Source organism: Pseudomonas sp. McL0111, assembly GCF_052567255.1.
The window spans coordinates 1450955-1471970 of the sequence record NZ_CP199585.1; the positions used below are offsets into that span (position 1 = coordinate 1450955).

Consider the following 21016-nt stretch of genomic DNA (forward strand, 5'->3'; position numbering starts at 1 on the left):
CCCGCCCAGCTCACTCGTTTACAGGAGACAAGCCATGAGCGCTGTAATCGATGACCACGGTCATGCCGACCACGCCCACGGCCCCGCCAAAGGCCTGATGCGCTGGGTGCTGACCACCAACCACAAGGACATCGGCACGCTGTACCTGTGGTTCGCGTTTTCCATGTTCTTGCTCGGTGGCTCGTTCGCCATGGTGATTCGCGCCGAGCTGTTCCAGCCCGGATTGCAGATCGTTGAACCGGCGTTCTTCAACCAGATGACCACCATGCACGGGCTGGTGATGGTGTTCGGTGCGGTGATGCCGGCGTTTGTCGGCCTCGCCAACTGGATGATCCCGTTGATGATCGGCGCGCCGGACATGGCTCTGCCACGGATGAACAACTTCAGCTTCTGGCTGCTGCCGGCGGCGTTCCTGCTGTTGGTTTCGACCCTGTTCACCGCCGGTGGCGGGCCGAATTTCGGCTGGACGTTCTACGCACCGCTCTCCACCACTTACGCGCCGGAGAGCGTGACCTACTTCATTTTCGCCATCCACCTGATGGGCATCAGTTCGATCATGGGCGCGATCAACGTGATCGCGACCATCCTCAACCTGCGCGCCCCCGGCATGACGCTGATGAAAATGCCGCTGTTCGTCTGGACCTGGCTGATCACCGCGTTCCTGCTGATCGCGGTGATGCCGGTGCTGGCGGGGTGCGTGACGATGATGCTGATGGACATCCACTTCGGCACCAGTTTCTTCAGTGCCGCCGGTGGCGGTGACCCGGTACTGTTCCAGCACGTGTTCTGGTTCTTCGGGCACCCCGAGGTGTACATCATGATCCTGCCGGCGTTCGGCGCAGTCAGCTCGATCATCCCGACCTTTTCGCGCAAGCCGTTGTTCGGCTACACCTCGATGGTCTACGCCACCGCGAGCATCGCGTTCCTGTCGTTTATCGTCTGGGCGCACCACATGTTCGTGGTCGGCATCCCGCTGGTGGGCGAGTTGTTCTTCATGTACGCAACCCTGCTGATCGCGGTGCCTACCGGGGTGAAGGTGTTCAACTGGGCCAGCACCATGTGGCAAGGCTCATTGACCTTCGAGACACCGATGCTGTTTGCCGTGGCGTTCGTGATTCTGTTCTCCATCGGCGGTTTCTCCGGGCTGATGCTGGCCATCGCCCCGGCGGACTTCCAGTATCAGGACACCTACTTCGTGGTCGCGCATTTCCACTATGTATTGGTGCCAGGAGCGATCTTCGGGATCTTCGCCTCTACCTACTACTGGCTGCCGAAATGGACTGGCCACATGTACGACGAAACCCTCGGCAAGCTGCACTTCTGGCTGTCCTTTGTCGGCATGAATCTGACGTTCTTCCCGATGCACTTCGTGGGGCTTGCGGGGATGCCGCGACGGATTCCGGACTACAACCTGCAATTCGCCGACTTCAACATGGTTTCGTCGATTGGCGCGTTCATGTTCGGCACCACGCAGCTGTTCTTCCTGTTCATCGTGATCAAGACCATTCGCGGCGGCCCGCCAGCACCGGCCAAACCGTGGGACGGCGCCGAAGGCCTGGAATGGAGCGTGCCGTCCCCGGCGCCGTATCACACCTTCACCACACCGCCGGAAGTGAAATGAACATTTTCCGCATTGCTGAAACTCCTGTGGGAGCTGGCTTGCCAGCGATGGGGCCAGTGCGGTGTGTCAGGCAGGCAGCCATCGCTGGCAAGCCAGCTCCCACAGGGTTGGGCGTAGAGGCTGAAAAAAATGGCTGAAATATCGCTGAAGAAACTCGTCACCCGCCTGCTCGGCGTAGTGGTGGCGATGTTCGTTTTCGGTTTCGCCCTGGTGCCGATCTACGATGTGATGTGCAAAGCCTTCGGCATCAACGGCAAGACCGCCGGGCAGTACGAAGGCGAGCAGATTGTGGATAACTCACGGCAGGTGCGCGTGCAGTTTCTGTCGATGAACAATGCCGACATGCCCTGGGAGTTCTATCCCAAAGGTGAGGAGTTGGTCGCCCACCCGGGCGGGGTCAACGAGATGATCTTCATCGCCCGCAACCCGACCGACAAACCGATGAGCGCGCAGGCCGTGCCAAGTATCGCCCCGAGCGAAGCGGCGGCGTATTTCCACAAGACCGAATGTTTTTGCTTTACCCAGCAGGTGCTGCAGCCCGGTCAGCAGATCGAGATGCCGGTGCGTTTCATTGTTGACCGCGACATGCCCAAGGATGTGAAGCACCTGACGCTGTCCTACACGCTGTTCGATATCACCGCCCGTCATCCACCAGTGGCTGCAAATACTGGCGGTTAAGCGTGCCCGATAAGGAGAACAATAAATGGCAACTCATGAGCATTATTACGTTCCGGCCCAGAGCAAGTGGCCGATCATCGCCACCTTCGGCATGGCGATCACCGTGTACGGCCTCGCCACCTGGTTCAATGATCTGAAGGCTGCGCGCCCGGAATCCCACGGCCCGTACATCTTTTTCGTCGGCGGGTTGCTGCTGGCGTACATGCTGTTCGGCTGGTTCGGCACGGTGATCAAGGAGAGCCGTGCGGGGTTGTACAGCCCGCAGCTGGATCGCTCGTTTCGCTGGGGCATGAGTTGGTTCATCTTTTCCGAAGTGATGTTCTTTGCCGCGTTCTTCGGTGCGCTGTTCTACGTGCGGCATATTTCCGGCCCGGCGCTTGGTGGTGAAGGCCCGAAAGGCATCGCGCACATGCTTTGGCCGAACTTCCAGTTCACCTGGCCGTTGCTGCACACACCTGACCCGAAACTGTTCCCGCCACCCAAGGAAGTCATCAGCCCGTGGGGCCTGCCGCTGATCAACACCATCTTGCTGGTCAGCTCCAGCGTGACCATCACCATCGCCCACCATGCCTTGAAAAAGGGCCATCGCGGCGCGCTGAAAATCTGGCTGGCAATCACCGTGCTGCTGGGCTGCGGCTTCCTCGCCTTGCAGGCCGAGGAATACATGCACGCCTACCACGAACTGGGGCTGACCCTTGGTTCCGGCATTTATGGCGCGACGTTCTTCATGCTCACCGGTTTCCACGGCGCCCACGTGACCATCGGCACGATCATTTTGTTCGTGATGCTGATGCGGATCATGAAGGGCCACTTCGACAACGAGCACCAGTTCGGCTTCGAAGCGGCGAGCTGGTATTGGCACTTCGTCGATGTGGTGTGGATCGGCTTGTTCATCTTCGTTTACGTACTTTAAGCGCTCGCTAGAACGGCGCGTGTGACACCAGTTGGCCGCTGTAAAAACCCCAGGTGATCAAGCCGACGGTTGCAGCGGCCAATGCCACCCGAACACTCAAGGCGATGACCAGGCGATTTGAATGGCTGTCGTCCTTGACCAGGAAAAACAGGCCGCTGAACAGGCTGATCACCGTGGCAATCAGCAGCAGAACGATGGCTGCTTTGAGCATGGGAAGACTCCGGGGGACAGGCGATGCATTTGAGTATAGCGACCCAGACGACTGACTTATTGGCGCGGCCATGAAACGCTTTCGGCCGGGCGTCATACCCACTTTGGTGGTGGCGTTGCTGTTGCCGCTGCTGGTGTCGCTGGGGTTCTGGCAACTGAGCCGTGGCGCGGAGAAAACCGCCCTGCTCGCCAACTACGCCGAACGCCGCGCCGCCGAGCCGATGGCCAGCAGCGAATTGCTGCACAGCGCCGATCCGGCCTTTCGCCGGGTGCATCTGCATGGCCAGTTCGATGCTGCGCACAGCCTGCTGCTCGACAATCGCCAGCGTAACGGCAAGGTCGGCGTGGAACTGCTGCAACCGTTTCAGGATCGGGCCACCGGACTGTGGCTGCTGGTCAATCGTGGCTGGCTGCCGTGGCCGGACCGCCGCGTAGCACCGCAATTCAGCACACCCGCCGAGGCGCTGAGTATCGATGCCTGGGTCTATGTCGCTCCCGGCGCAACCTTCCAGTTGCATGCCGACCCGGTCAGCAGCACCTGGCCGCAAACCATCACCGCCGTCGAGCCGGCCAAGCTGTGGAAAACCCTCGACCGCGACGGCTTCGCCTTCGAAGTGCGCGCAGAACAAGGCCCGGCCAGCTACGAGGCCGACTGGCCAGTGGTCGCCATGGGCCCGGAAAAACACCTCGGTTACGCCGTGCAGTGGTTCGCCATGGCCATCGCCCTGTTCGGTCTTTATGTCTATCTCGGCTGGCACAACGCAAAGGAGAAACACCATGGGAACGGCCATGAATCCACCCAGCATGTCTGAAGCGAAACCCGTCGCCAGTCGCCGTCGCGGGCGCATTCAACTGCTGCTGATCCTGCTCGGCGTGATCGGTCCGATGATCCTCGCCACCGGCATGTACAAATTGCAGTTCTGGGTGCCGGACGGTCGCAGCTACCACGGCGAATTGATCGGCAACGGTCAGTCCCGCGCCGACCTCGGTGTGGTCGCCGATGAAGATCGCTGGCAGATGCTGGTGACCGCGCCCAAGGATTGCGCGGTCGATTGCCAGCAGTTGGTGTATCTGGCGCGACAGATTCAGATCGGCCTCGGTCGGGATGCCAGCCGCGCCAGTCATGCCCTCGCCGCCGCACAGCCTTTGGCTGCGGATTACGAAGCCAAACTGACCCGCGAATACCCGCAACTGCAACGCTATCCACTGGATGTCACCACGTTCAGCAAGACCACCGGCGACAAAGCCACCCCGCAACTGTGGATCATCGACCCCCACGGCAATCTGGTGCTGCGTTATGACCCGAACGTCAAAGGCAAGGATCTGCTCAACGACCTGCGCCACCTGCTGAAACTGTCGAACATCGGATAAGGGCATCGTCATGGCCAAACCTGGATTTCGCCTCGCGCTGTTTGCCACCCTGCTGGCACTGATTGTCGTGTTGCTCGGCGCCTATACGCGCCTGACCCACGCCGGCCTCGGCTGTCCGGACTGGCCGGGCTGCTACGGGTTTATCAGCGTGCCGAAAAGCGAAGCCCAACTGGCCCATGCCGAACTGCATTACCCCGACTCGCCGGTCGTCGCGCACAAAGGCTGGAACGAGATGATCCACCGTTACTTCGCCGGCACCCTCGGCATGCTCATCGCCGTGTTGGCCGGGCGGGCGTGGGTCAATCGCCGCGATCCGGGGCAACCGTTGAAGTTGCCGCTGTTTCTGCTGGCGGTGGTGTTCGCGCAAGCGGCGTTCGGCATGTGGACGGTGACGCTCAAGCTCTGGCCGCAAGTGGTGACGGGGCACTTGCTCGGTGGTTTTGCGACGTTGAGTTTGCTGTTTTTGCTGACATTGAGATTGTCCGGCGTGCTGCCGGCGCTGACCGTGCCCAAGCGTCTGCAATATTGGGCGACTGCCGGCCTGTTGCTGGTGATCGGCCAGATCGCCTTGGGCGGTTGGGTCAGTTCCAACTACGCAGCCGTCGCTTGCATCGACTTCCCGACCTGTCACGGCCAATGGCTGCCAGCGGCAGACTTCGCCAACGGTTTTCACCTGACCCAACACATCGGCCCCAATTACCTCGGCGGCCAACTCGACAGCGACGCACGCACGGCGATTCATCTGACGCATCGTATCGGCGCGTTGCTGGTGACGCTGGTGCTGCTCGGGCTGGCCTGGCAACTGAAAGTGGTCGGCATGACCCGACTGGCCGGGCTGGTGCTGATCGCCCTCGCCGCCCAAATCACGCTGGGTATCAGCAACGTACTGTTCCATCTGCCGCTGCCGGTGGCCGTCGCCCACAACGCGGGCGGCGCAGCGCTGTTGCTGACCATGGTGCTGGTCAATTACCACGCACGGACCAGTCTGGTGCGGGTGAAACAGCCGATGCTCACCCGCTGGCGCCTGAGCCCGCGTAAACATTCCACCGCGCCCATAACAATAAAAGGAGAAACTCCATGGCGATTCTGACCGGCGAACGTCCCGCGCAGGCGCTGTGGCGCGATTATCTGGAACTGACCAAGCCGAAAGTCGTGGTGCTGATGCTGATTACCTCGCTGGTCGGGATGTTTCTCGCGACCCGCGCCGGGGTACCGTGGACGGTGCTGGTGTTCGGCAATCTGGGGATTGCCCTGTGTGCCGGCGGCGCGGCGGCGGTCAACCATGTGGTAGACCGGCGCATCGATGCGGTGATGGCGCGCACCCACAAACGACCGCTGGCCGAGGGCCGGGTGTCGCCCGCTGCGGCGCTGACCTTTGCACTGGTGCTGGCGCTGCTCGGCCAAGCGTTGCTGCTGACTTTCACCAATCAACTGACCGCGTGGCTGACCCTGGCCTCGCTGCTCGGTTACGCAGTGGTCTACACCGGTTTCCTCAAGCGCGCGACGCCGCAGAACATCGTCATCGGTGGCCTCGCCGGCGCCGCTCCACCGCTGCTCGGCTGGACCGCCGCGACTGGCCACGTCAGCGCCGAACCATTGCTGCTGGTGCTGATCATCTTCGCCTGGACCCCGCCACACTTCTGGGCGCTGGCGATCCATCGCAAAGAGGAATACGCCAAGGCCGACATTCCGATGCTGCCGGTAACTCACGGCGAGCACTACACCAAGGTGCACATTCTGCTGTACACCTTCGCGCTGCTGGCGGTGAGTCTGCTGCCGTATGTGATCCACATGAGCGGCGTGCTCTACCTGATTTGTGCCCTGGCGCTGGGCGCAAGGTTTCTGCAATGGGCCGTGGTGCTGTACCGTGGCACTCGGCCGCACGCGGCGATCAACACCTTCAAGTACTCTATTTACTACTTGTTCCTGCTGTTCATCGCCCTGCTCGTAGACCACTACTTACTGTTGAACCTATGACTCGAACCCAGAAAACCGTCTTCATCCTCGTCGCCGTGATCGCGCTGATCCTCGGCCTGACCGTCAACAAAGTGCTGAGCGGTAAGGGCCAGGGCGACCCGACCGCGCTGATCGACGCCGGCATCATCCTGCTGCCGCAGAGCCGCAATCTGCCAGACGTGACGATGATCGACCAGGACGGCCAACCGGTCACAATCAATGAGTTGAAGGGCAAGTGGAGCCTGTTGTTCTTCGGCTACACCTTCTGCCCGGACATTTGCCCGACCACCCTCGCGCAACTGCGGCAGATCAAGAGTGAACTGCCGAAGGACGCTGTGGATAAATTGCAGATCGTGCTGGTCAGCGTTGACCCGAACCGCGATAACCCCAAGCAGTTGAAGCAGTACCTGGGTTACTTCGATCCGCAATTCATCGGCCTGACGCCGAAGTCGATTGAAGAGTTGCAGAAAGTCGCCAACGCGGTGAGCATTCCGTTTATTCCGGCCGATACCAGCAAGCCGAATTACACGGTTGATCACAGCGGCAATCTTGCGGTGATCGGGCCGGACGGCACGCAGCGCGGGTTTATTCGGGCGCCGTTGAATAACGCCAAGTTGATCGCGCAGCTCCCGGTGATGCTTAACCGCAAGTAACCACCCCTGATAGCGCCGGGAAATCCATTGTGGCGAGGGGATTTATCCCCGTTCCGCTACGCAGCAGTCGTAAACCCAGCGTCCGAGGTCTATCTGATAAATCCCGATTGCAGGTTTTGGGGCTGCTTCGCTGCCCAACGGGGATAAATCCCCTCACCACAAAACCTCGCTCCTACCGAGGTGTTTCGGGCACAAAAAAGGGGACGCCCATGGCGTCCCCTTTTTCATTGCAGCAATCAATCAGAACGCCGGCAGTACCGCGCCTTTGTACTTCTCGAGAATGAATTTCTTCACTTCCGGGCTGTGCAGTGCAGCAGCCAGTTTCTGCATCGCGTCGCTGTCCTTGTTGTCCGCACGGGACACGAGGATGTTCACGTACGGCGAGTCATTGCCTTCGATGACCAGCGCGTCCTTGGACGGATCGAGCTTGGCTTCCAGCGCATAGTTGGTGTTGATCAGCGCCAGATCGACCTGGGTCAGCACGCGCGGGATGGTCGCGGCTTCCAGTTCACGGATTTTCAGGTCTTTCGGGTTTGTCGCGATGTCTTTGACGGTCGACAGGATGTTGGTCGGGTCCTTCAGGGTGATCACGCCAGCCTTGGCCAGCAGCAACAGTGCACGGCCGCCGTTGGTGGCGTCGTTCGGGATCACTACATTGGCGCCGCCTGGCAGCTCATCGAGCTTCTTGTACTTGCTCGAATACGCGCCCAATGGTTCCAGATGCACGCCGGTCACCGCAACCAGGCTGGTGCCCTTGGCCTTGTTGAACTCATCAAGGTACGGCTGGTGCTGGAAGAAGTTGGCGTCCAGACGCTTTTCGGCGACCTGTACGTTCGGCTGAATGTAGTCGGTGAACACCTTGATCTTCAGATCCACGCCTTCTTTAGCCAGTGCCGGCTTCACGAATTCTAGGATTTCAGCGTGCGGCACCGGAGTGGCAGCAACGGTCAGGGTTTCGTCGGCGTGGGCCGAAAAAGCTGCAACGGCAGCCAGGGCAACGATCAGTTTTTTCATTCAGCTAACTCCTTTTGAGGCGCCCGTCTGGCGCCTGCCAGCGAATGGCCGGCTCATGTCTTTTTACAAATCCGGATTACTTGCGCGAGAAGTGCACGACCAGTCGATCACCGACCATTTGCAACACCTGCACCAGAATCAACAGCAACACCACGGTCACGATCATCACGTCGGTCTGAAAACGCTGATAACCGAAACGAATCGCCAGGTCACCCAGACCACCGGCGCCAACCACACCGGCCATCGCCGTGTAGGACACCAGTGTAATCGCCGTCACCGTAATCGCTGCAAAGATGCCCGGGCGGGCTTCCGGCAACAAGGCGTTGACGATGATCTGTCGCGTGGTCGCGCCCATCGACTGGGTCGCTTCGATGATGCCGCGATCGACTTCACGCAACGCGGTTTCCACCAGACGCGCAAAGAACGGCGTAGCCCCGACCACCAGTGGTGGAATCGCACCGGCCACGCCCAGCGACGTGCCAGTGATCAGCACAGTGAACGGGATCATCACGATCAACAGAATAATGAACGGCAGCGAACGCAGGATGTTCACCGCCAGCGACATGACCGCGTACAGGCCACGGTTTTCCAGCAACTGACGCGGGCTGCAGAGAAACAGCAACACGCCCAGCGGCAGGCCGAGCAACACGGTGAACAGCAACGAACCGCCGAGCATCAGCATGGTGTCGCCGGTGGCCAGCCAGATTTCGTACCAGTCGATATTGGTGAAGAAACTGATCAGGTCTTCCATTAGCGCAATACCTCCATGTGAACGTCAGCGGCGGTGAAGCGGGCGAAGGCCGCCTCCATGTCGCCACCGGTGACGGCGAGGGTCAATTGCCCATAAGGAACGTCTTTGATGCGGTCGATGCGACCGGCAAGGATGCTGTAGTCGACGCCGGTTTCCCGGGCGACAGTGCCGAGCAGCGGCGCGTAGGTCGCTTCGCCCTGGAACGTCAGACGCACGATGCGGCCTGGGACGTGGGCGAAGTCATCACGCTGTTCGCCTTCGTCGACCTGCTCGCTTTCCTGCACGAAACGCTTGGTGGTCGGGTGTTTTGGATGCAGGAACACATCGGCCACCGGACCTTGCTCGACGATCACGCCGGCATCCATCACCGCCACTTGATCGCAAACGCGACGAATCACGTCCATCTCGTGGGTGATCAGGACGATGGTCAGTTTCAGTTCGCGATTGATCTCGGCCAGCAGTTGCAGAACCGACGCGGTGGTTTGCGGGTCGAGAGCGCTGGTCGCCTCGTCGCACAGCAGGATTTTCGGCTTGGTCGCCAAGGCGCGGGCGATGCCGACGCGCTGCTTCTGGCCACCGGACAATTGCGCCGGGTATTTCTTCGCGTGATCGGCCAGACCCACGCGGGCCAGCAACTCGGCCACGCGCTGATTGATCTCGCTGCTCGACAGTTCGCCAGCCAGAGTCAGCGGCAATGCGACGTTGTCGGCAACGGTCTTCGAGGCCAGCAGGTTGAAGTGCTGGAAGATCATCCCGACCTGCTGACGGAAACGGCGCAGGCCGTTGGCGTCCAGAGCGGTGACTTCTTCGCCATCGACAATGATCTTGCCGCCAGAGGACTGCTCCAGGCGATTGATCAGACGCAGCAGGGTACTTTTTCCCGCACCGGAATGGCCGATGAGGCCAAAGACCTGACCGTTCTCAATCGAGAGAGTGGTCGGGTGCAGGGCGGGGATGTCCTTACCGGCGACGCGGTAAGTCTTGTGGACGTTTTGAAACTCGATCACGTAGCGAACCTTGTGGGGCGCGTTAGAAAAGGATCAGCGGTTAGCCGGGCGCGCATTTTAGCCTGTCCGTATAGAGGTTCTTAGCATTTATTTCGCAATTAACCTTCGATTTGGCAATAACAAGATCAAAGGTCATAAAAAAGGAACGCCCAAAAGCCTCATCAGTCACTAAGTAAGCGACTTGAAAACCCTGGGTGCCGTGCCCGGGAAATGCCCAGGAGCCCCGCAAGGTAAAGGGGTCAAACGAGGAGTTTACGTCTGATGAGTACCAAGAAACCCGTCACCGACAAGAGCCAGATGGCCGGAACCGACACCCCGGATCGCGCCAACAGCAATGCCAAACTCGACAGTCTGGAGAAGTTTCGCTCCGACGCCACCGGCCAGGCCCTGCGCACCAATCAAGGTGTGAAAGTCGCCGATAACCAGAACACTCTCAAGGCCGGACCCCGCGGGCCGTCGCTGCTGGAAGACTTCATCATGCGTGAGAAAATCACGCACTTTGACCATGAGCGGATTCCGGAGCGCATCGTCCACGCTCGCGGCACCGGCGCCCACGGATTCTTCCAGAGCTACGAGAATCACGCGGCGCTGAGCAAGGCAGGATTCCTGCAGGACCCGGGGAAAAAGACGCCGGTATTCGTGCGTTTTTCCACGGTGCAGGGGCCGCGCGGTTCTGGTGACACCGTGCGTGACGTGCGTGGTTTCGCGGTGAAGTTCTTTACCGACGAAGGCAACTTCGATCTGGTCGGCAACAACATGCCGGTGTTTTTCATTCAGGACGCGATCAAGTTTCCCGACTTCGTCCATGCGGTAAAACCCGAGCCACATAACGAGATTCCTACTGGCGGCTCGGCGCACGACACTTTCTGGGATTTCGTTTCGCTGGTGCCGGAATCGGCGCACATGGTGATATGGGCAATGTCCGACCGGGCGATTCCGAAAAGCCTGCGCAGCATGCAGGGCTTCGGGATTCACACCTTCCGGCTGATCAACGCCGAGGGCAAATCGCGCTTCGTCAAATTCCACTGGCGCCCGACCGCAGGCACCTGCTCGCTTGTGTGGGACGAGGCGCAGAAGCTTGCCGGTAAAGATACTGATTTCCACCGCCGCGATCTCTGGGAAGCCATTGAGATGGGCGATTACCCGGAATGGGAACTCGGCGTACAGATCATCGAGGAGGAAAACGAGCACGACTTCGATTTCGACATCCTCGACCCGACCAAGCTGATCCCTGAAGAAATCGTGCCGATCACTCCGTTGGGCAAAATGACCCTCAACCGTAACCCGGACAATTTCTTCGCCGAGACCGAGCAGGTTGCGTTCTGCCCCGGCCACATCGTGCCGGGCATCGACTTCTCCAATGACCCGCTGCTGCAAGGTCGGCTGTTTTCCTACACCGATACGCAAATCAGCCGACTCGGCGGGCCGAACTTTCATGAGCTGCCGATCAATCGCCCTGTAGCGCCATTTCACAACGGCCAGCGCGATGCTCAGCACCGCACGGTGATCGACAAGGGCCGTGCGTCTTACGAGCCGAACTCGATTGACGGTGGCTGGCCGAAGGAAACCCCGCCAGCGGCACAGGACGGTGGTTTCGAGAGCTACCCGGAACGCATCGACGCCAACAAGATCCGTCAGCGCAGCGAGTCGTTCAGCGATCACTTCTCGCAGGCGCGGCTGTTTTTCCACAGCATGAGCAAGCACGAGCAGGAACACATCATCTCGGCCTATAGCTTCGAGCTGGGCAAGGTCGAGCGGGAGTTCATCCGCGCTCGTCAGGTGAATGAGATCCTGGCCAACATTGATCTGGAACTGGCCAAACGCGTAGCGCAGAACCTGGGCTTGCCGGTACCGACCAAAGGCACGGTCGAAGTGCGCAAGACGTCGCCGGATCACTCACCGGCACTGAGTCAGGCGAATCTGTTGCCGGAAAACATCAAGACGCGAAAAGTAGCTATTCTTGCAGCGAACGGCGTCGATGGTGCGGCGATTGATGCGATGAAGAAGGCCCTCATGGCCGAAGGAGCGCACGCGAAATTGCTCGGCCCGACTTCGGCGCCAGTGAAAACCGCTGACGGCAAGAGCCTAGCGGTGGATGCATCGATGGAAGGCCTGCCTTCGGTGGCGTTCGACGCGGTGTTTGTGCCGGGTGGTGCGGCGTCGATCAAGGCGTTGAGTGGTGATGGCGTGGCGTTGCATTACCTGCTGGAGGCGTACAAGCACTTGAAGGCGATTGCCTTGCACGGAGAAGCGAAGCAGTTGCTCGATGTGTTGAAGCTTGAGGCGGATGCCGGGTTGATCGTGGGCGCCGACGCTAAGTTGGCCAAGGCGTTTATTGCCGCGATTGGGCAGCATCGGGTTTGGGCTCGGGAGCCTAAGGCCAAGGCGATTCCGGCTTAAGGATCTGCTCTGACTGAGAAGACGCTTTCGCGAGCAAGCTCGCTCCCACAGGGAACACGCTGTGCCTGTGGGAGCGAGCTTGCTCGCGAAGCTTTTAGGGTTTAGCGGGAATCAGAACCATCTGCGCCGGCACAGTGCGCAAGATCTGCTTCTCGATCTTCAGATCGAAATCCGGATTCAGCTTCTTCACTCGCTTGGTCAGCAAAGTCGCCAGCCAAGGGTAGTCGTTGGTGCGCGGCGCCTGGATGCTCACGGCACAATCGTAATTAACTACATCAGCGGCGATCGCATCCAGTTGTCGACGCAATTTGCGGCTATCGGTGATATTCAGCGCAACCGTGGTGCTCTCGGCAGTCGGGTCGATCACCTTGGCTTTCGGCTTGGCTTCCGCTGCGAGCAGCGCCGCTTCGGCCTTCTCCAGTTCAGCCTTGCGCGCTTCGGAGATTGCGCCGTTGACGCCACCGGTCAGCGCCGGAGCCTTGGGCATCAGGGCGCGGGCACGGCTCAGCGCGGTAGCGGCAGCATTCACATCACCCTTCTGCAACACGATCTGGCTGCGGCGCAGATAGGCTTCGGCGAGTTGCCGCTGGTATTGCTCAAGGGACTGATCGTTAGGTGTTTCGGTCTGCAATGCCGCCAACTGATCTTCGGCGGTGGCCAGTTCGCTGCTGGCCAGACTTTGCTCCAGCTGCGCGATGGCCGTAGCGCGTGCGTCGGGGGCTTCAACCACCGGCGGCGTGCTTTGGCAGGCGCCCAGCAGCACTGAAAATGCGGCAAGGAGCAGATAACGGGAGGCGAACGGCTTCATTCCTGCGACTCTCTATTTGCGCAAAAAACGAGCAAGTCTACACCCCTCGACGGGGCAGAACAAAACTCAGGAGAAACAGTGCGGCTGCCGTCACAACGATTGACGGCCCGGCCGGGGTGTCCTTGAACCACGACAGCGCCAGCCCGCCACACACCGCGAGCATGCCCAGCAGGCTCGCGCCCAGTGCCATCTGCTCCGGCGAACGGGCGTGACGTTGTGCCGCAGCCGCCGGGATGATCAACAGCGAAGTAATCAGCAAAACCCCGACGATTTTCATCGCTACCGCGATCACTACCGCAATCAGCAACATCAGCGCCATGCGCAGACCGGCCACCGGCAGGCCTTCAACTCTGGCCAACTCTTCATGCACGGTGATCGCCAGCAGCGGCCGCCACAACGTCACCAACAACACCAGCACCGCCGCGCTGCCGCCGAGAATCCACGCCAGATCGGTCGGACTGATCGCCAGCAAGTCGCCGAACAGATAGGCCATCAGGTCGATCCGCACCTCATGCATGAAGCTTAGTACCACCAGCCCGAGAGAGAGGGTACTTGGCGCGAGAATCCCCAAAAGAGTGTCGGAAGCCAGTGGCTGGCGCTGTTGCAGGGTCACCAGCAGCACCGCGAGCAGCAGGCAGCCGACGGTCACCGCGACGGTCGGGCTGACATCCAGCAGAAAGCCCAGCGCTACGCCGAGCAATGCGGCGTGGGACAGGGTGTCGCCGAAATACGCCATGCGCCGCCAGACCACGAACGAGCCCAACGGCCCCGCGACTATCGCCAGCGCCAGACCTGCAAGCAGGGCATACAACAGAAAATCAGCCATGCTTGCAGCTATCTCCATGAACGTGGGGTTGGCCCGAAGCGGGCGCCTTGACTACCGACCCGTGCAGGTCGTGGGCGTGGTCATGGTGGTGGTGATAGATCGCCAGACTCTGCGTGTTCTTGCCGAACAACTCGACGAACGCCGGATCGCCGCTGACCTGCTCGGGATGCCCGGAGCAGCAGACGTGGCGGTTGAGGCACACCACTTGATCGGTAGTGCTCATCACCAGATGCAGATCGTGGGACACCATCAACACGCCGCAACCATGGCGGTCACGCAGACGGGTGATCAGGCTGTAAAGCTCAGCCTGCCCGGCGACATCGACGCCTTGCACCGGCTCGTCGAGCACCAGCAGTTCCGGCTCGCGCAGCAGAGCGCGGGCTAGCAGCACGCGCTGCATCTCGCCGCCGGAAACGCTTTGCACCGGGCTGTCGATGACGTGTTCGGCGCCGACTTCCTTCAGTGCAGCCAGTGCACGAGGACGGTCGACACCCGGCACCAGACGCAAAAAGCGCAGCACCGACAGCGGCAAGGTCGGATCGACATGGAGTTTTTGCGGCATGTAGCCGACGCGCAGCCTGGGCTTGCGCCAGACGCTGCCGCTGTCGGGCTTCAACAGACCAAGTACGGCGCGTACCAGCGTGGTCTTGCCGGCGCCATTGGGGCCGATCAGGGTGACGATCTGCCCCGGTTCGACGCTTAGGTCGATGTTGTCCAGCACCTTCTGCCCGGCGAACGTGACGGCGACCTGCTCCAGTCGGATCAGCGCGTTGCTCATCAAGCCCCCTGGCAACCGGAGCACAGGCCGACCACTTCGACGGTCTGCGCTTCGACAATGAAACCGACGTCGCGGGCGCTGAAGACGATCGCGTCGCTGATGTTCTTTTGCTCAAGCTCGATGGCGGCATGGCATTCGCGGCAGATCAGGAACTGGCCCTGATGCGCGTGTTCCGGGTGATTGCAGCCGACGAAGGCGTTGAGCGAGGAAATCCGATGCACGAGGCCGTTTTCCAGCAGGAAATCCAGCGCGCGGTATACGGTCGGCGGCGCGGCGCGGCGCCCGTCCTGCTCGCTGAGCACCGCCAGAATGTCGTAGGCGCCCAGCGGCTTGTGGCTTTGCCACACCAGTTCCAGCACCCGACGGCGCAACGCAGTCAGGCGCAGGCCTTTCTGGGCACACAGGACATCGGCCTCGGACAGAGCGCTGTGCACGCAATGAGAGTGGTCGTGGGGACGGCTGGCAATCGGTGTATTAGGCATGGGCGGCGACGAGTTTTGATAGAGACGTTATTATGTTACCCGTTCTCGCCTCCTTGAGTGCTCATCGTGTCCCGACTTTTTTCTGTTTTTGTGGCTTTTGTCGCCAGTTTTCTGCTGATCGGTTCGGCTCAGGCCGAGGTCAAAGTCCTCACCAGCATCAAACCGTTGCAGTTGATTGCCGCGGCCGTGCAGGACGGCGTGGCGATTCCAGAAGTGCTGCTGCCGCCGGGAGCATCACCGCATAACTACGCTCTGCGCCCCTCCGACGTGCGCAAGGTGCAATCGGTTGATCTGCTGTACTGGATCGGTCCGGACATGGAAGGCTTCCTGCCTCGCGTGCTGAACGGTCGTACGCTGCCGAGCGTCGCCGTCCAAGATCTGCCGGGGATGAAACTGCGCCACTTTGCTGAAGACAGCCAGTCCCACGCCGAAGACGCCGACGAGCATGATCACGATCACCGCCCGGGCACACTTGATGCGCACTTGTGGCTATCGCCGGTCAACGCGCGGGTTATTGCCGACAAAATGGCCGCTGACCTGAGCGCGGCCGACCCAGCGAATGCCGAGCGCTATCAAAGCAACGCCAAGGCGTTTGATGAGCGGCTGGATGCACTGGATCTGCGTTTGAAGAAGCGTCTGGCGGGTGTTGAGGGCAAACCGTACTTCGTGTTTCACGAGGCGTTCGATTACTTCGAAGACGCTTACGGTCTGAAACATACCGGCGTGTTCAGCGTGGCGGCCGAAGTGCAGCCGGGTGCGCAGCACGTCGCTGCAATGCGCAAGCGTTTGCAGGAAGTCGGCAAGACGTGTGTGTTCAGCGAACCACCGCTGCGTCCGCGTCTGGCGGAAACGCTGGTGTCGGGGCTGCCGGTAAAACTCGCCGAACTGGATGCGCTGGGCGGCTACACCCCGGCGACGGCTCAGGGCTATGAGCAAGTGCTGGAAAAATTGGGTAATGATTTGGCCGGGTGCCTGGAGTCTCTGTAAACCACAAAACCCTTTGGGAGCGAGCTTGCTCGCGAAAGCGGTGGGTCAGCGAAACAAATGCTGAATGCACCGCCCCCTTCGCGAGCAAGCTCGCTCCCACAGGTTCGTGCTGGCTTCCAGAACTACTCAGAGGGCGAAAGGCAATGGTGTGCTAACCGACTGCCGCTGCGCCAACCGCTGCTCGAACTCCATCGGATCGTGAATCAACACGTCCTGCCCGGCAAACGATTCGGCTGCAATCAATCGCGACAACCAGAACCGCACACACGCCACGCGCAGCATGGTCGGCCACAACTCAGCCTCCGCCGCAGTGAACGGACGCAGCGCCGCATAAGCGCCGAGGAATGCCCGGGCGCGTGGCCCGTCGATCAGGCCGTCATCGTCCGAGCACCAATCGTTCAAGGCAATCGCCACGTCGTAGAGCATCGGCCCCGAGCAGGCGTTGTAGAAGTCGATCAGCCCGGTCAGGTGCGTGCCTTCGAACATCGCATTGTCGCGGAACAGATCAGCGTGGATGTTCGCCCGTGGCAGCGCGAGGATCCTGGCTTTCTTCTCGGTGATTTCGTCCAAAGCCTTTTGCAGCAAGGCACGCGGCTGATCCGCCAGGTGCGAGAGCAACTGCGTGCCCTCTTCCAGCATCCAGTCCAGACCACGATCGGTCTTGCGCTTGATCATGTTCTCGCCCTGGGTCGCCAGGTGCAGGCGCGCCTGCAACTCACCGACCTGCGCGCAATGCTGCGCGTTGGCTTGTTTGATGTGCTTGCCGGCGAGTTTCGGTTGCAGCAGCGCCGGTTTGCCTTTCAGTTCACGCAGAGCCACGCCGTCGGTGGTGCGCAGTGCGTAAGGTACTGGCAGATCGGCTTCGTGCAGCACATCGAGCAGCTCGATGAAGAACGGCATCTCCTGCACTGGCCCGCGCTCGACCAGAGTCAGGACAAACTCGCCCTGCTCCAGGCTGATAAAGAAATTGGTGTTTTCGCTGCCAGCGGCAATCCCCTGGAAATCAAGCAGACGGCCAAGCCCGTATGGGGCGAGAAAGGTTTCCAGCTCGGGCCGAGCCAGGGGAGTGAACACAGACATGGTTAAAAACTGCTCAGTTCGGGCGCCGCTTGCGCGCGGCGCCGATTAAAAGTCGGGAAACTTACTTCCAGGTAAAGATTTCCCACGACGGAATCAACATATCCGGCTGGTCGGAGCGGATGTAGTTCGCATCCGTACCATCGGCGCGCACCAGAAAATACGGTTTGCCGCCCTTCGGTGTGACCTTGATCGCATACACGAAGCCACTGCGGCTGTATTCCTGAATGACCTTGTCGCCTTCCGTGTGCGTGTTAATGGTAACTTCCGGCTCTGATGACGGCGCACTATCCGCCGCGAGCGCGGCCAACGGTGAAGCAGCAATCAAACTGACCAGCAGCAAGCGATTTAACGTACGCATGATAACCTTGTCCCTTTGTCGTCAACGGTCCCGCTATTCTAGCGCCGGACCCGCCGAAAAGGTTGATCCTGCTCATGAGCCAAGCCCCCCTCGTCCTGGTGGACGGTTCGTCTTACCTGTACCGCGCCTTTCATGCACTGCCACCACTGACCACTTCCAAAGGCCTGCCGACCGGTGCGGTCAAAGGCGTGCTGAACATGCTCAAGAGTCTGCGCAAGCAGTACCCGGACAGCCCGTTCGCCGTGGTGTTCGACGCCAAGGGCGGGACGTTTCGCGATGAGATGTACGCCGAATACAAAGCCAACCGCCCAAGCATGCCCGACGACATGCGCGTGCAGATCGAGCCTCTGCACCAAAGCGTGATCGCCCTCGGCTTCCCGCTGCTGTGCGTCGAAGGCGTCGAGGCCGATGACGTGATCGGCACCCTGGCGCGCAGCAGTGCCGCCGCTGACCGTCCGGTGATTATCTCCACCGGCGACAAGGACATGGCACAACTGGTCGATGGCCACATTACCTTGGTCAACACCATGTCCGGTAGTTCGATGGACGTGGAAGGCGTGAAGGAGAAATTCGGCGTCGCACCGGAGCAGATCATCGATTATCTGGCCCTCATGGGCGACTCTTCCGACAACATTCCGGGCGTTCCGGGTATCGGCCCGAAGACTGCTTCCGGCCTGCTGGTCGGCGTCAACGGCGGCCTGAAGGAGCTTTACGAGCAGCTCGACATCGTCCCGACCCTGCCGATTCGCGGCGCCAAGACCCTGCCGGCCAAGCTCGAAGAACACAAGGAAATGGCGTTCCTCTCCTATCAGTTGGCGACGATCAAGATCGACGTGCCTCTGGACGTCGAACTCGACGACCTGCAGATGGGTGCGGAAGACCCGGCCAAGCTTTACGAGCTCTACACCCTGCTCGAATTCAAAAGCTGGATCAACGATCTGGATCGCGACGCCAAACGTCTGGAACTGAGCAGCGCCGCCGCGCCCGCGCCAGCCGCCGATCTGTTCAGCGCACCTGAAGCCGAAGCTCCTGCTGCTCCCGCTGAAGCCGCTTACGAAACCATCCTCGATCAGGCACGCTTCGACGTCTGGCTGGAAAAGCTCAACAACGCCAAGCTGTTCGCTTTCGACACCGAAACCACCGGGATCGACGCGCAACAGGCACAACTGGTTGGCCTCTCGTTCGCCGTACAGGCCAACGAAGCCGCCTACATCCCGCTGACCCACTCCTACATCGGCGTGCCGGAGCAACTGGATCGCGACACCGTATTGCGCGCGCTCAAGCCGATTCTGGAAGACCCGAGCAAGCTCAAGGTCGGCCAGCACGCCAAGTTCGACATGAACATCCTGGCCAACTGCGCCATCGGTGGTGATCAAAACAATGGCATCACCGTGCGCGGCGTCGCCTTCGACACCATGCTTGAGTCCTACGTGCTCAATTCCACCGCGACTCGACATGACATGGACAGCCTCGCGCAGAAGTACCTGGATCACACCACCGTGAGCTTCCAGGACATCGCCGGCAAAGGCGCCAAGCAGCTGACCTTCGACCAGATCGCTCTGGAGCAAGCCGGCCCGTATGCCGCCGAAGACGCCGATATCACTCTGCGCCTGCATCAGACCCTGTTCGCAAAACTCAGCGAGATTCCGAGTCTGGCCAGCGTGCTGACCGATATCGAGATCCCGCTGGTGCCGGTGCTGGCACGCATTGAGCGTCAGGGCGCGCTCGTCGATGCCGCATTGCTTGGCGTGCAGAGCATCGAACTGGGCGAGAAGATGGTCGCGCTGGAGCGTGAAGCGTTCGAAATCGCCGGGGAAGAGTTCAACCTCGGCTCACCGAAGCAGCTCGGCGTGATCCTCTACGAAAAACTCGGCCTGCCGGTGCTGAAGAAGACCGCCAAAGGCCAGCCGTCGACTGCCGAAGAAGTGCTGGCGAAACTCGCCGAAGACGATCACCGCTTGCCAAAAGTGCTTATGGAGCACCGCTCCATGAGCAAGCTGAAAAGCACTTACACCGACCGTTTGCCGGAGCAGATCAATCCGCGCACCGGGCGCATCCACACCTCGTACCATCAGGCTGTGGCTTCGACCGGGCGCTTGTCCTCCAGCGATCCAAACCTGCAGAACATCCCGGTGCGCACCGCCGAGGGTCGCCGCATTCGTCAGGCGTTCGTCGCGCCGAAAGGCTACAAACTGCTGGCGGCGGACTATTCGCAGATCGAACTGCGGATCATGGCGCATCTGTCGAAAGACGAAGGCCTGATGAATGCCTTCCGCAACAATCTCGACGTGCACACCGCCACCGCAGCCGAAGTGTTCAAGGTCGAGCTCAACGAAGTGACCTCCGACCAGCGCCGTGGCGCCAAGGCGATCAACTTCGGCCTGATCTACGGCATGGGCGCGCAGAAACTCGGCAAGGACATCGGCGTCGATACCAAAACCGCCAAGGCCTACATCGATACCTACTTCGCGCGTTACCCGGGGGTTCGTGAATACATGGACCGCACCCGCGCTCAGGCTGCGGATCAGGGCTACGTGGAAACCTTCTTCGGCCGTCGCCTGTATCTGCCGGAAATCAATTCCAACAAGCCGCAGGAACGTGCCGCCGCCGAACGCACAGCGATCAACGCGCCGATGCAGGGCACCGCTGCGGACATCATCAAGAAAGCCATGGTGGCTGTGGATAACTGGCTGAGCACGTCCGGGCTGGACGCCAAAGTCATCCTGCAGGTGCACGATGAACTGGTGCTGGAAGTTCGCGAAGACCTGGTCGAGCAGGTGAGCAAGGAAATTCGCCTGCACATGAGCGAAGCGGCGCAACTGGATGTGCCGTTGCTGGTGGAAGTCGGCGTTGGCAACAACTGGGACGAGGCGCACTAAGGCGTCTGGCACGGTCTTTTGCCGCGACAGGGTGTCGCGGCAAACCCTTTGAAACGACCTTAGATTGAAACGCTCTTGAGGTTATTCCAAAGCTTTTTGAAAAAATTCTGAACTAATCTGACAACCCACTACTCAGAGTTACTGAATGGCTGGTGAAGCCCTTCGATGCTCCTATGTTGTGTTAAGTGTTGGCAGATATCTGAACCCCGCCCTAGCGGTTCGGAACTTGAACCCCGGAATTCTC

21 protein-coding genes are annotated in these 21016 nt (G+C 60.4%); 11 read left to right on the forward strand and 10 right to left on the reverse strand.

Features of this window, described 5'->3' with window-relative positions; all coding sequences use genetic code 11:
- The first annotated feature begins 34 nt into the window (after nucleotides 1-34).
- From ctaD to ACTWLJ_RS06545, 3 genes are all read left to right on the forward strand, one after another.
- The gene (gene ctaD / locus ACTWLJ_RS06535; RefSeq protein WP_401216223.1) at nucleotides 35-1621 is read left to right on the forward strand and encodes a cytochrome c oxidase subunit I; all 1587 of its coding nucleotides are present in this window, start codon (nucleotides 35-37) and stop codon (nucleotides 1619-1621) included.
- 129 nt (nucleotides 1622-1750) lie between these two features.
- Entirely contained in the window at nucleotides 1751-2299 is a 549-nt protein-coding gene (locus ACTWLJ_RS06540) for a cytochrome c oxidase assembly protein (RefSeq protein ID WP_445180284.1), read from the forward strand.
- Between the two features lie 25 nt (nucleotides 2300-2324).
- Nucleotides 2325-3212, forward strand: a complete 888-nt coding sequence (locus ACTWLJ_RS06545) for a cytochrome c oxidase subunit 3 (RefSeq protein WP_445180285.1) — start codon at nucleotides 2325-2327, stop codon at nucleotides 3210-3212.
- A 7-nt stretch (nucleotides 3213-3219) separates the two neighbouring features.
- On the opposite strand, the gene ACTWLJ_RS06550 is transcribed toward ACTWLJ_RS06545, so the two are convergent.
- The gene (locus tag ACTWLJ_RS06550; RefSeq protein ID WP_401216226.1) at nucleotides 3220-3423 is read right to left on the reverse strand and encodes a twin transmembrane helix small protein; all 204 of its coding nucleotides are present in this window, start codon (nucleotides 3421-3423) and stop codon (nucleotides 3220-3222) included.
- Nucleotides 3424-3493: 70 nt separating this feature from the next.
- Between ACTWLJ_RS06550 and ACTWLJ_RS06555 the strand changes: the two genes are divergently transcribed.
- From ACTWLJ_RS06555 to ACTWLJ_RS06575, 5 genes are read left to right on the forward strand one after another with little or no spacing between them, the layout of a single operon-like run.
- The gene (locus tag ACTWLJ_RS06555) at nucleotides 3494-4234 is read left to right on the forward strand and encodes an SURF1 family protein (RefSeq protein ID WP_445180286.1); all 741 of its coding nucleotides are present in this window, start codon (nucleotides 3494-3496) and stop codon (nucleotides 4232-4234) included.
- A complete protein-coding gene (locus tag ACTWLJ_RS06560) occupies nucleotides 4200-4793 on the forward strand; it encodes a hypothetical protein (protein WP_445180287.1) in 594 nt (197 codons plus the stop codon). Before ACTWLJ_RS06555 ends, ACTWLJ_RS06560 begins: the two co-directional genes overlap by 35 nt.
- Before the next feature lie 10 nt (nucleotides 4794-4803).
- Nucleotides 4804-5883 carry a COX15/CtaA family protein gene (locus ACTWLJ_RS06565; RefSeq protein WP_445180288.1) on the forward strand — a complete coding sequence of 360 codons (1080 nt, stop codon included), beginning with the start codon at nucleotides 4804-4806 and terminating at the stop codon, nucleotides 5881-5883.
- A complete protein-coding gene (cyoE, locus tag ACTWLJ_RS06570) occupies nucleotides 5871-6770 on the forward strand; it encodes a heme o synthase (protein ID WP_401216230.1) in 900 nt (299 codons plus the stop codon). The genes ACTWLJ_RS06565 and cyoE overlap by 13 nt, the downstream gene beginning before the upstream one ends.
- On the forward strand, nucleotides 6767-7402 hold the full coding sequence (locus tag ACTWLJ_RS06575; RefSeq protein ID WP_445180289.1) for an SCO family protein: 636 nt from the start codon (nucleotides 6767-6769) through the stop codon (nucleotides 7400-7402). The genes cyoE and ACTWLJ_RS06575 overlap by 4 nt, the downstream gene beginning before the upstream one ends.
- A 240-nt stretch (nucleotides 7403-7642) precedes the next feature.
- Here ACTWLJ_RS06575 and ACTWLJ_RS06580 read toward each other — a convergent pair whose 3' ends face one another.
- The 3 genes from ACTWLJ_RS06580 to ACTWLJ_RS06590 all read right to left on the reverse strand — a co-directional run bounded on the left by ACTWLJ_RS06580 (nucleotide 7643) and on the right by ACTWLJ_RS06590 (nucleotide 10174).
- Nucleotides 7643-8416 (reverse strand): MetQ/NlpA family ABC transporter substrate-binding protein, encoded by a 774-nt coding sequence (locus ACTWLJ_RS06580; RefSeq protein ID WP_445180290.1) that lies wholly within the window; start codon nucleotides 8414-8416, stop codon nucleotides 7643-7645.
- Between the two features lie 76 nt (nucleotides 8417-8492).
- A complete protein-coding gene (locus ACTWLJ_RS06585; RefSeq protein ID WP_401216233.1) occupies nucleotides 8493-9167 on the reverse strand; it encodes a methionine ABC transporter permease in 675 nt (224 codons plus the stop codon).
- Nucleotides 9167-10174 carry a methionine ABC transporter ATP-binding protein gene (locus tag ACTWLJ_RS06590; RefSeq protein WP_445180291.1) on the reverse strand — a complete coding sequence of 336 codons (1008 nt, stop codon included), beginning with the start codon at nucleotides 10172-10174 and terminating at the stop codon, nucleotides 9167-9169. Before ACTWLJ_RS06590 ends, ACTWLJ_RS06585 begins: the two co-directional genes overlap by 1 nt.
- Nucleotides 10175-10435: 261 nt before the next feature.
- On the opposite strand from ACTWLJ_RS06590, the gene katE reads away from it, so the two are divergent.
- Nucleotides 10436-12574 (forward strand): catalase HPII, encoded by a 2139-nt coding sequence (katE, locus tag ACTWLJ_RS06595; RefSeq protein ID WP_445180292.1) that lies wholly within the window; start codon nucleotides 10436-10438, stop codon nucleotides 12572-12574.
- Nucleotides 12575-12668: 94 nt separating this feature from the next.
- On the opposite strand, the gene ACTWLJ_RS06600 is transcribed toward katE, so the two are convergent.
- The 4 genes from ACTWLJ_RS06600 to ACTWLJ_RS06615 are packed head-to-tail and all read right to left on the reverse strand — an operon-like array spanning nucleotide 12669 to nucleotide 15468.
- On the reverse strand, nucleotides 12669-13382 hold the full coding sequence (locus ACTWLJ_RS06600) for a PA5502 family lipoprotein (protein ID WP_445180293.1): 714 nt from the start codon (nucleotides 13380-13382) through the stop codon (nucleotides 12669-12671).
- Between the two features lie 37 nt (nucleotides 13383-13419).
- Entirely contained in the window at nucleotides 13420-14208 is a 789-nt protein-coding gene (gene znuB, locus ACTWLJ_RS06605; protein WP_150595857.1) for a zinc ABC transporter permease subunit ZnuB, read from the reverse strand.
- Nucleotides 14201-14986: a zinc ABC transporter ATP-binding protein ZnuC gene (gene znuC / locus ACTWLJ_RS06610; protein WP_445180294.1), complete on the reverse strand. Its 786-nt coding sequence runs from the start codon at nucleotides 14984-14986 to the stop codon at nucleotides 14201-14203. Before znuC ends, znuB begins: the two co-directional genes overlap by 8 nt.
- Nucleotides 14986-15468: a Fur family transcriptional regulator gene (locus ACTWLJ_RS06615; protein ID WP_401216238.1), complete on the reverse strand. Its 483-nt coding sequence runs from the start codon at nucleotides 15466-15468 to the stop codon at nucleotides 14986-14988. The genes znuC and ACTWLJ_RS06615 overlap by 1 nt, the downstream gene beginning before the upstream one ends.
- 66 nt (nucleotides 15469-15534) lie before the next feature.
- On the opposite strand from ACTWLJ_RS06615, the gene ACTWLJ_RS06620 reads away from it, so the two are divergent.
- Nucleotides 15535-16455: a zinc ABC transporter substrate-binding protein gene (locus ACTWLJ_RS06620; RefSeq protein WP_445180295.1), complete on the forward strand. Its 921-nt coding sequence runs from the start codon at nucleotides 15535-15537 to the stop codon at nucleotides 16453-16455.
- A gap of 126 nt (nucleotides 16456-16581) precedes the next feature.
- Here ACTWLJ_RS06620 and ACTWLJ_RS06625 read toward each other — a convergent pair whose 3' ends face one another.
- Together ACTWLJ_RS06625 and ACTWLJ_RS06630 are read right to left on the reverse strand one after the other, a co-directional pair.
- A complete protein-coding gene (locus ACTWLJ_RS06625; RefSeq protein WP_445180296.1) occupies nucleotides 16582-17535 on the reverse strand; it encodes a homoserine kinase in 954 nt (317 codons plus the stop codon).
- Between the two features lie 61 nt (nucleotides 17536-17596).
- Nucleotides 17597-17893: a DUF2782 domain-containing protein gene (locus ACTWLJ_RS06630; protein ID WP_445180297.1), complete on the reverse strand. Its 297-nt coding sequence runs from the start codon at nucleotides 17891-17893 to the stop codon at nucleotides 17597-17599.
- 74 nt (nucleotides 17894-17967) lie between these two features.
- On the opposite strand from ACTWLJ_RS06630, the gene polA reads away from it, so the two are divergent.
- Nucleotides 17968-20772 (forward strand): DNA polymerase I, encoded by a 2805-nt coding sequence (polA, locus tag ACTWLJ_RS06635; RefSeq protein WP_445180298.1) that lies wholly within the window; start codon nucleotides 17968-17970, stop codon nucleotides 20770-20772.
- Nucleotides 20773-21016: the final 244 nt, after the last annotated feature.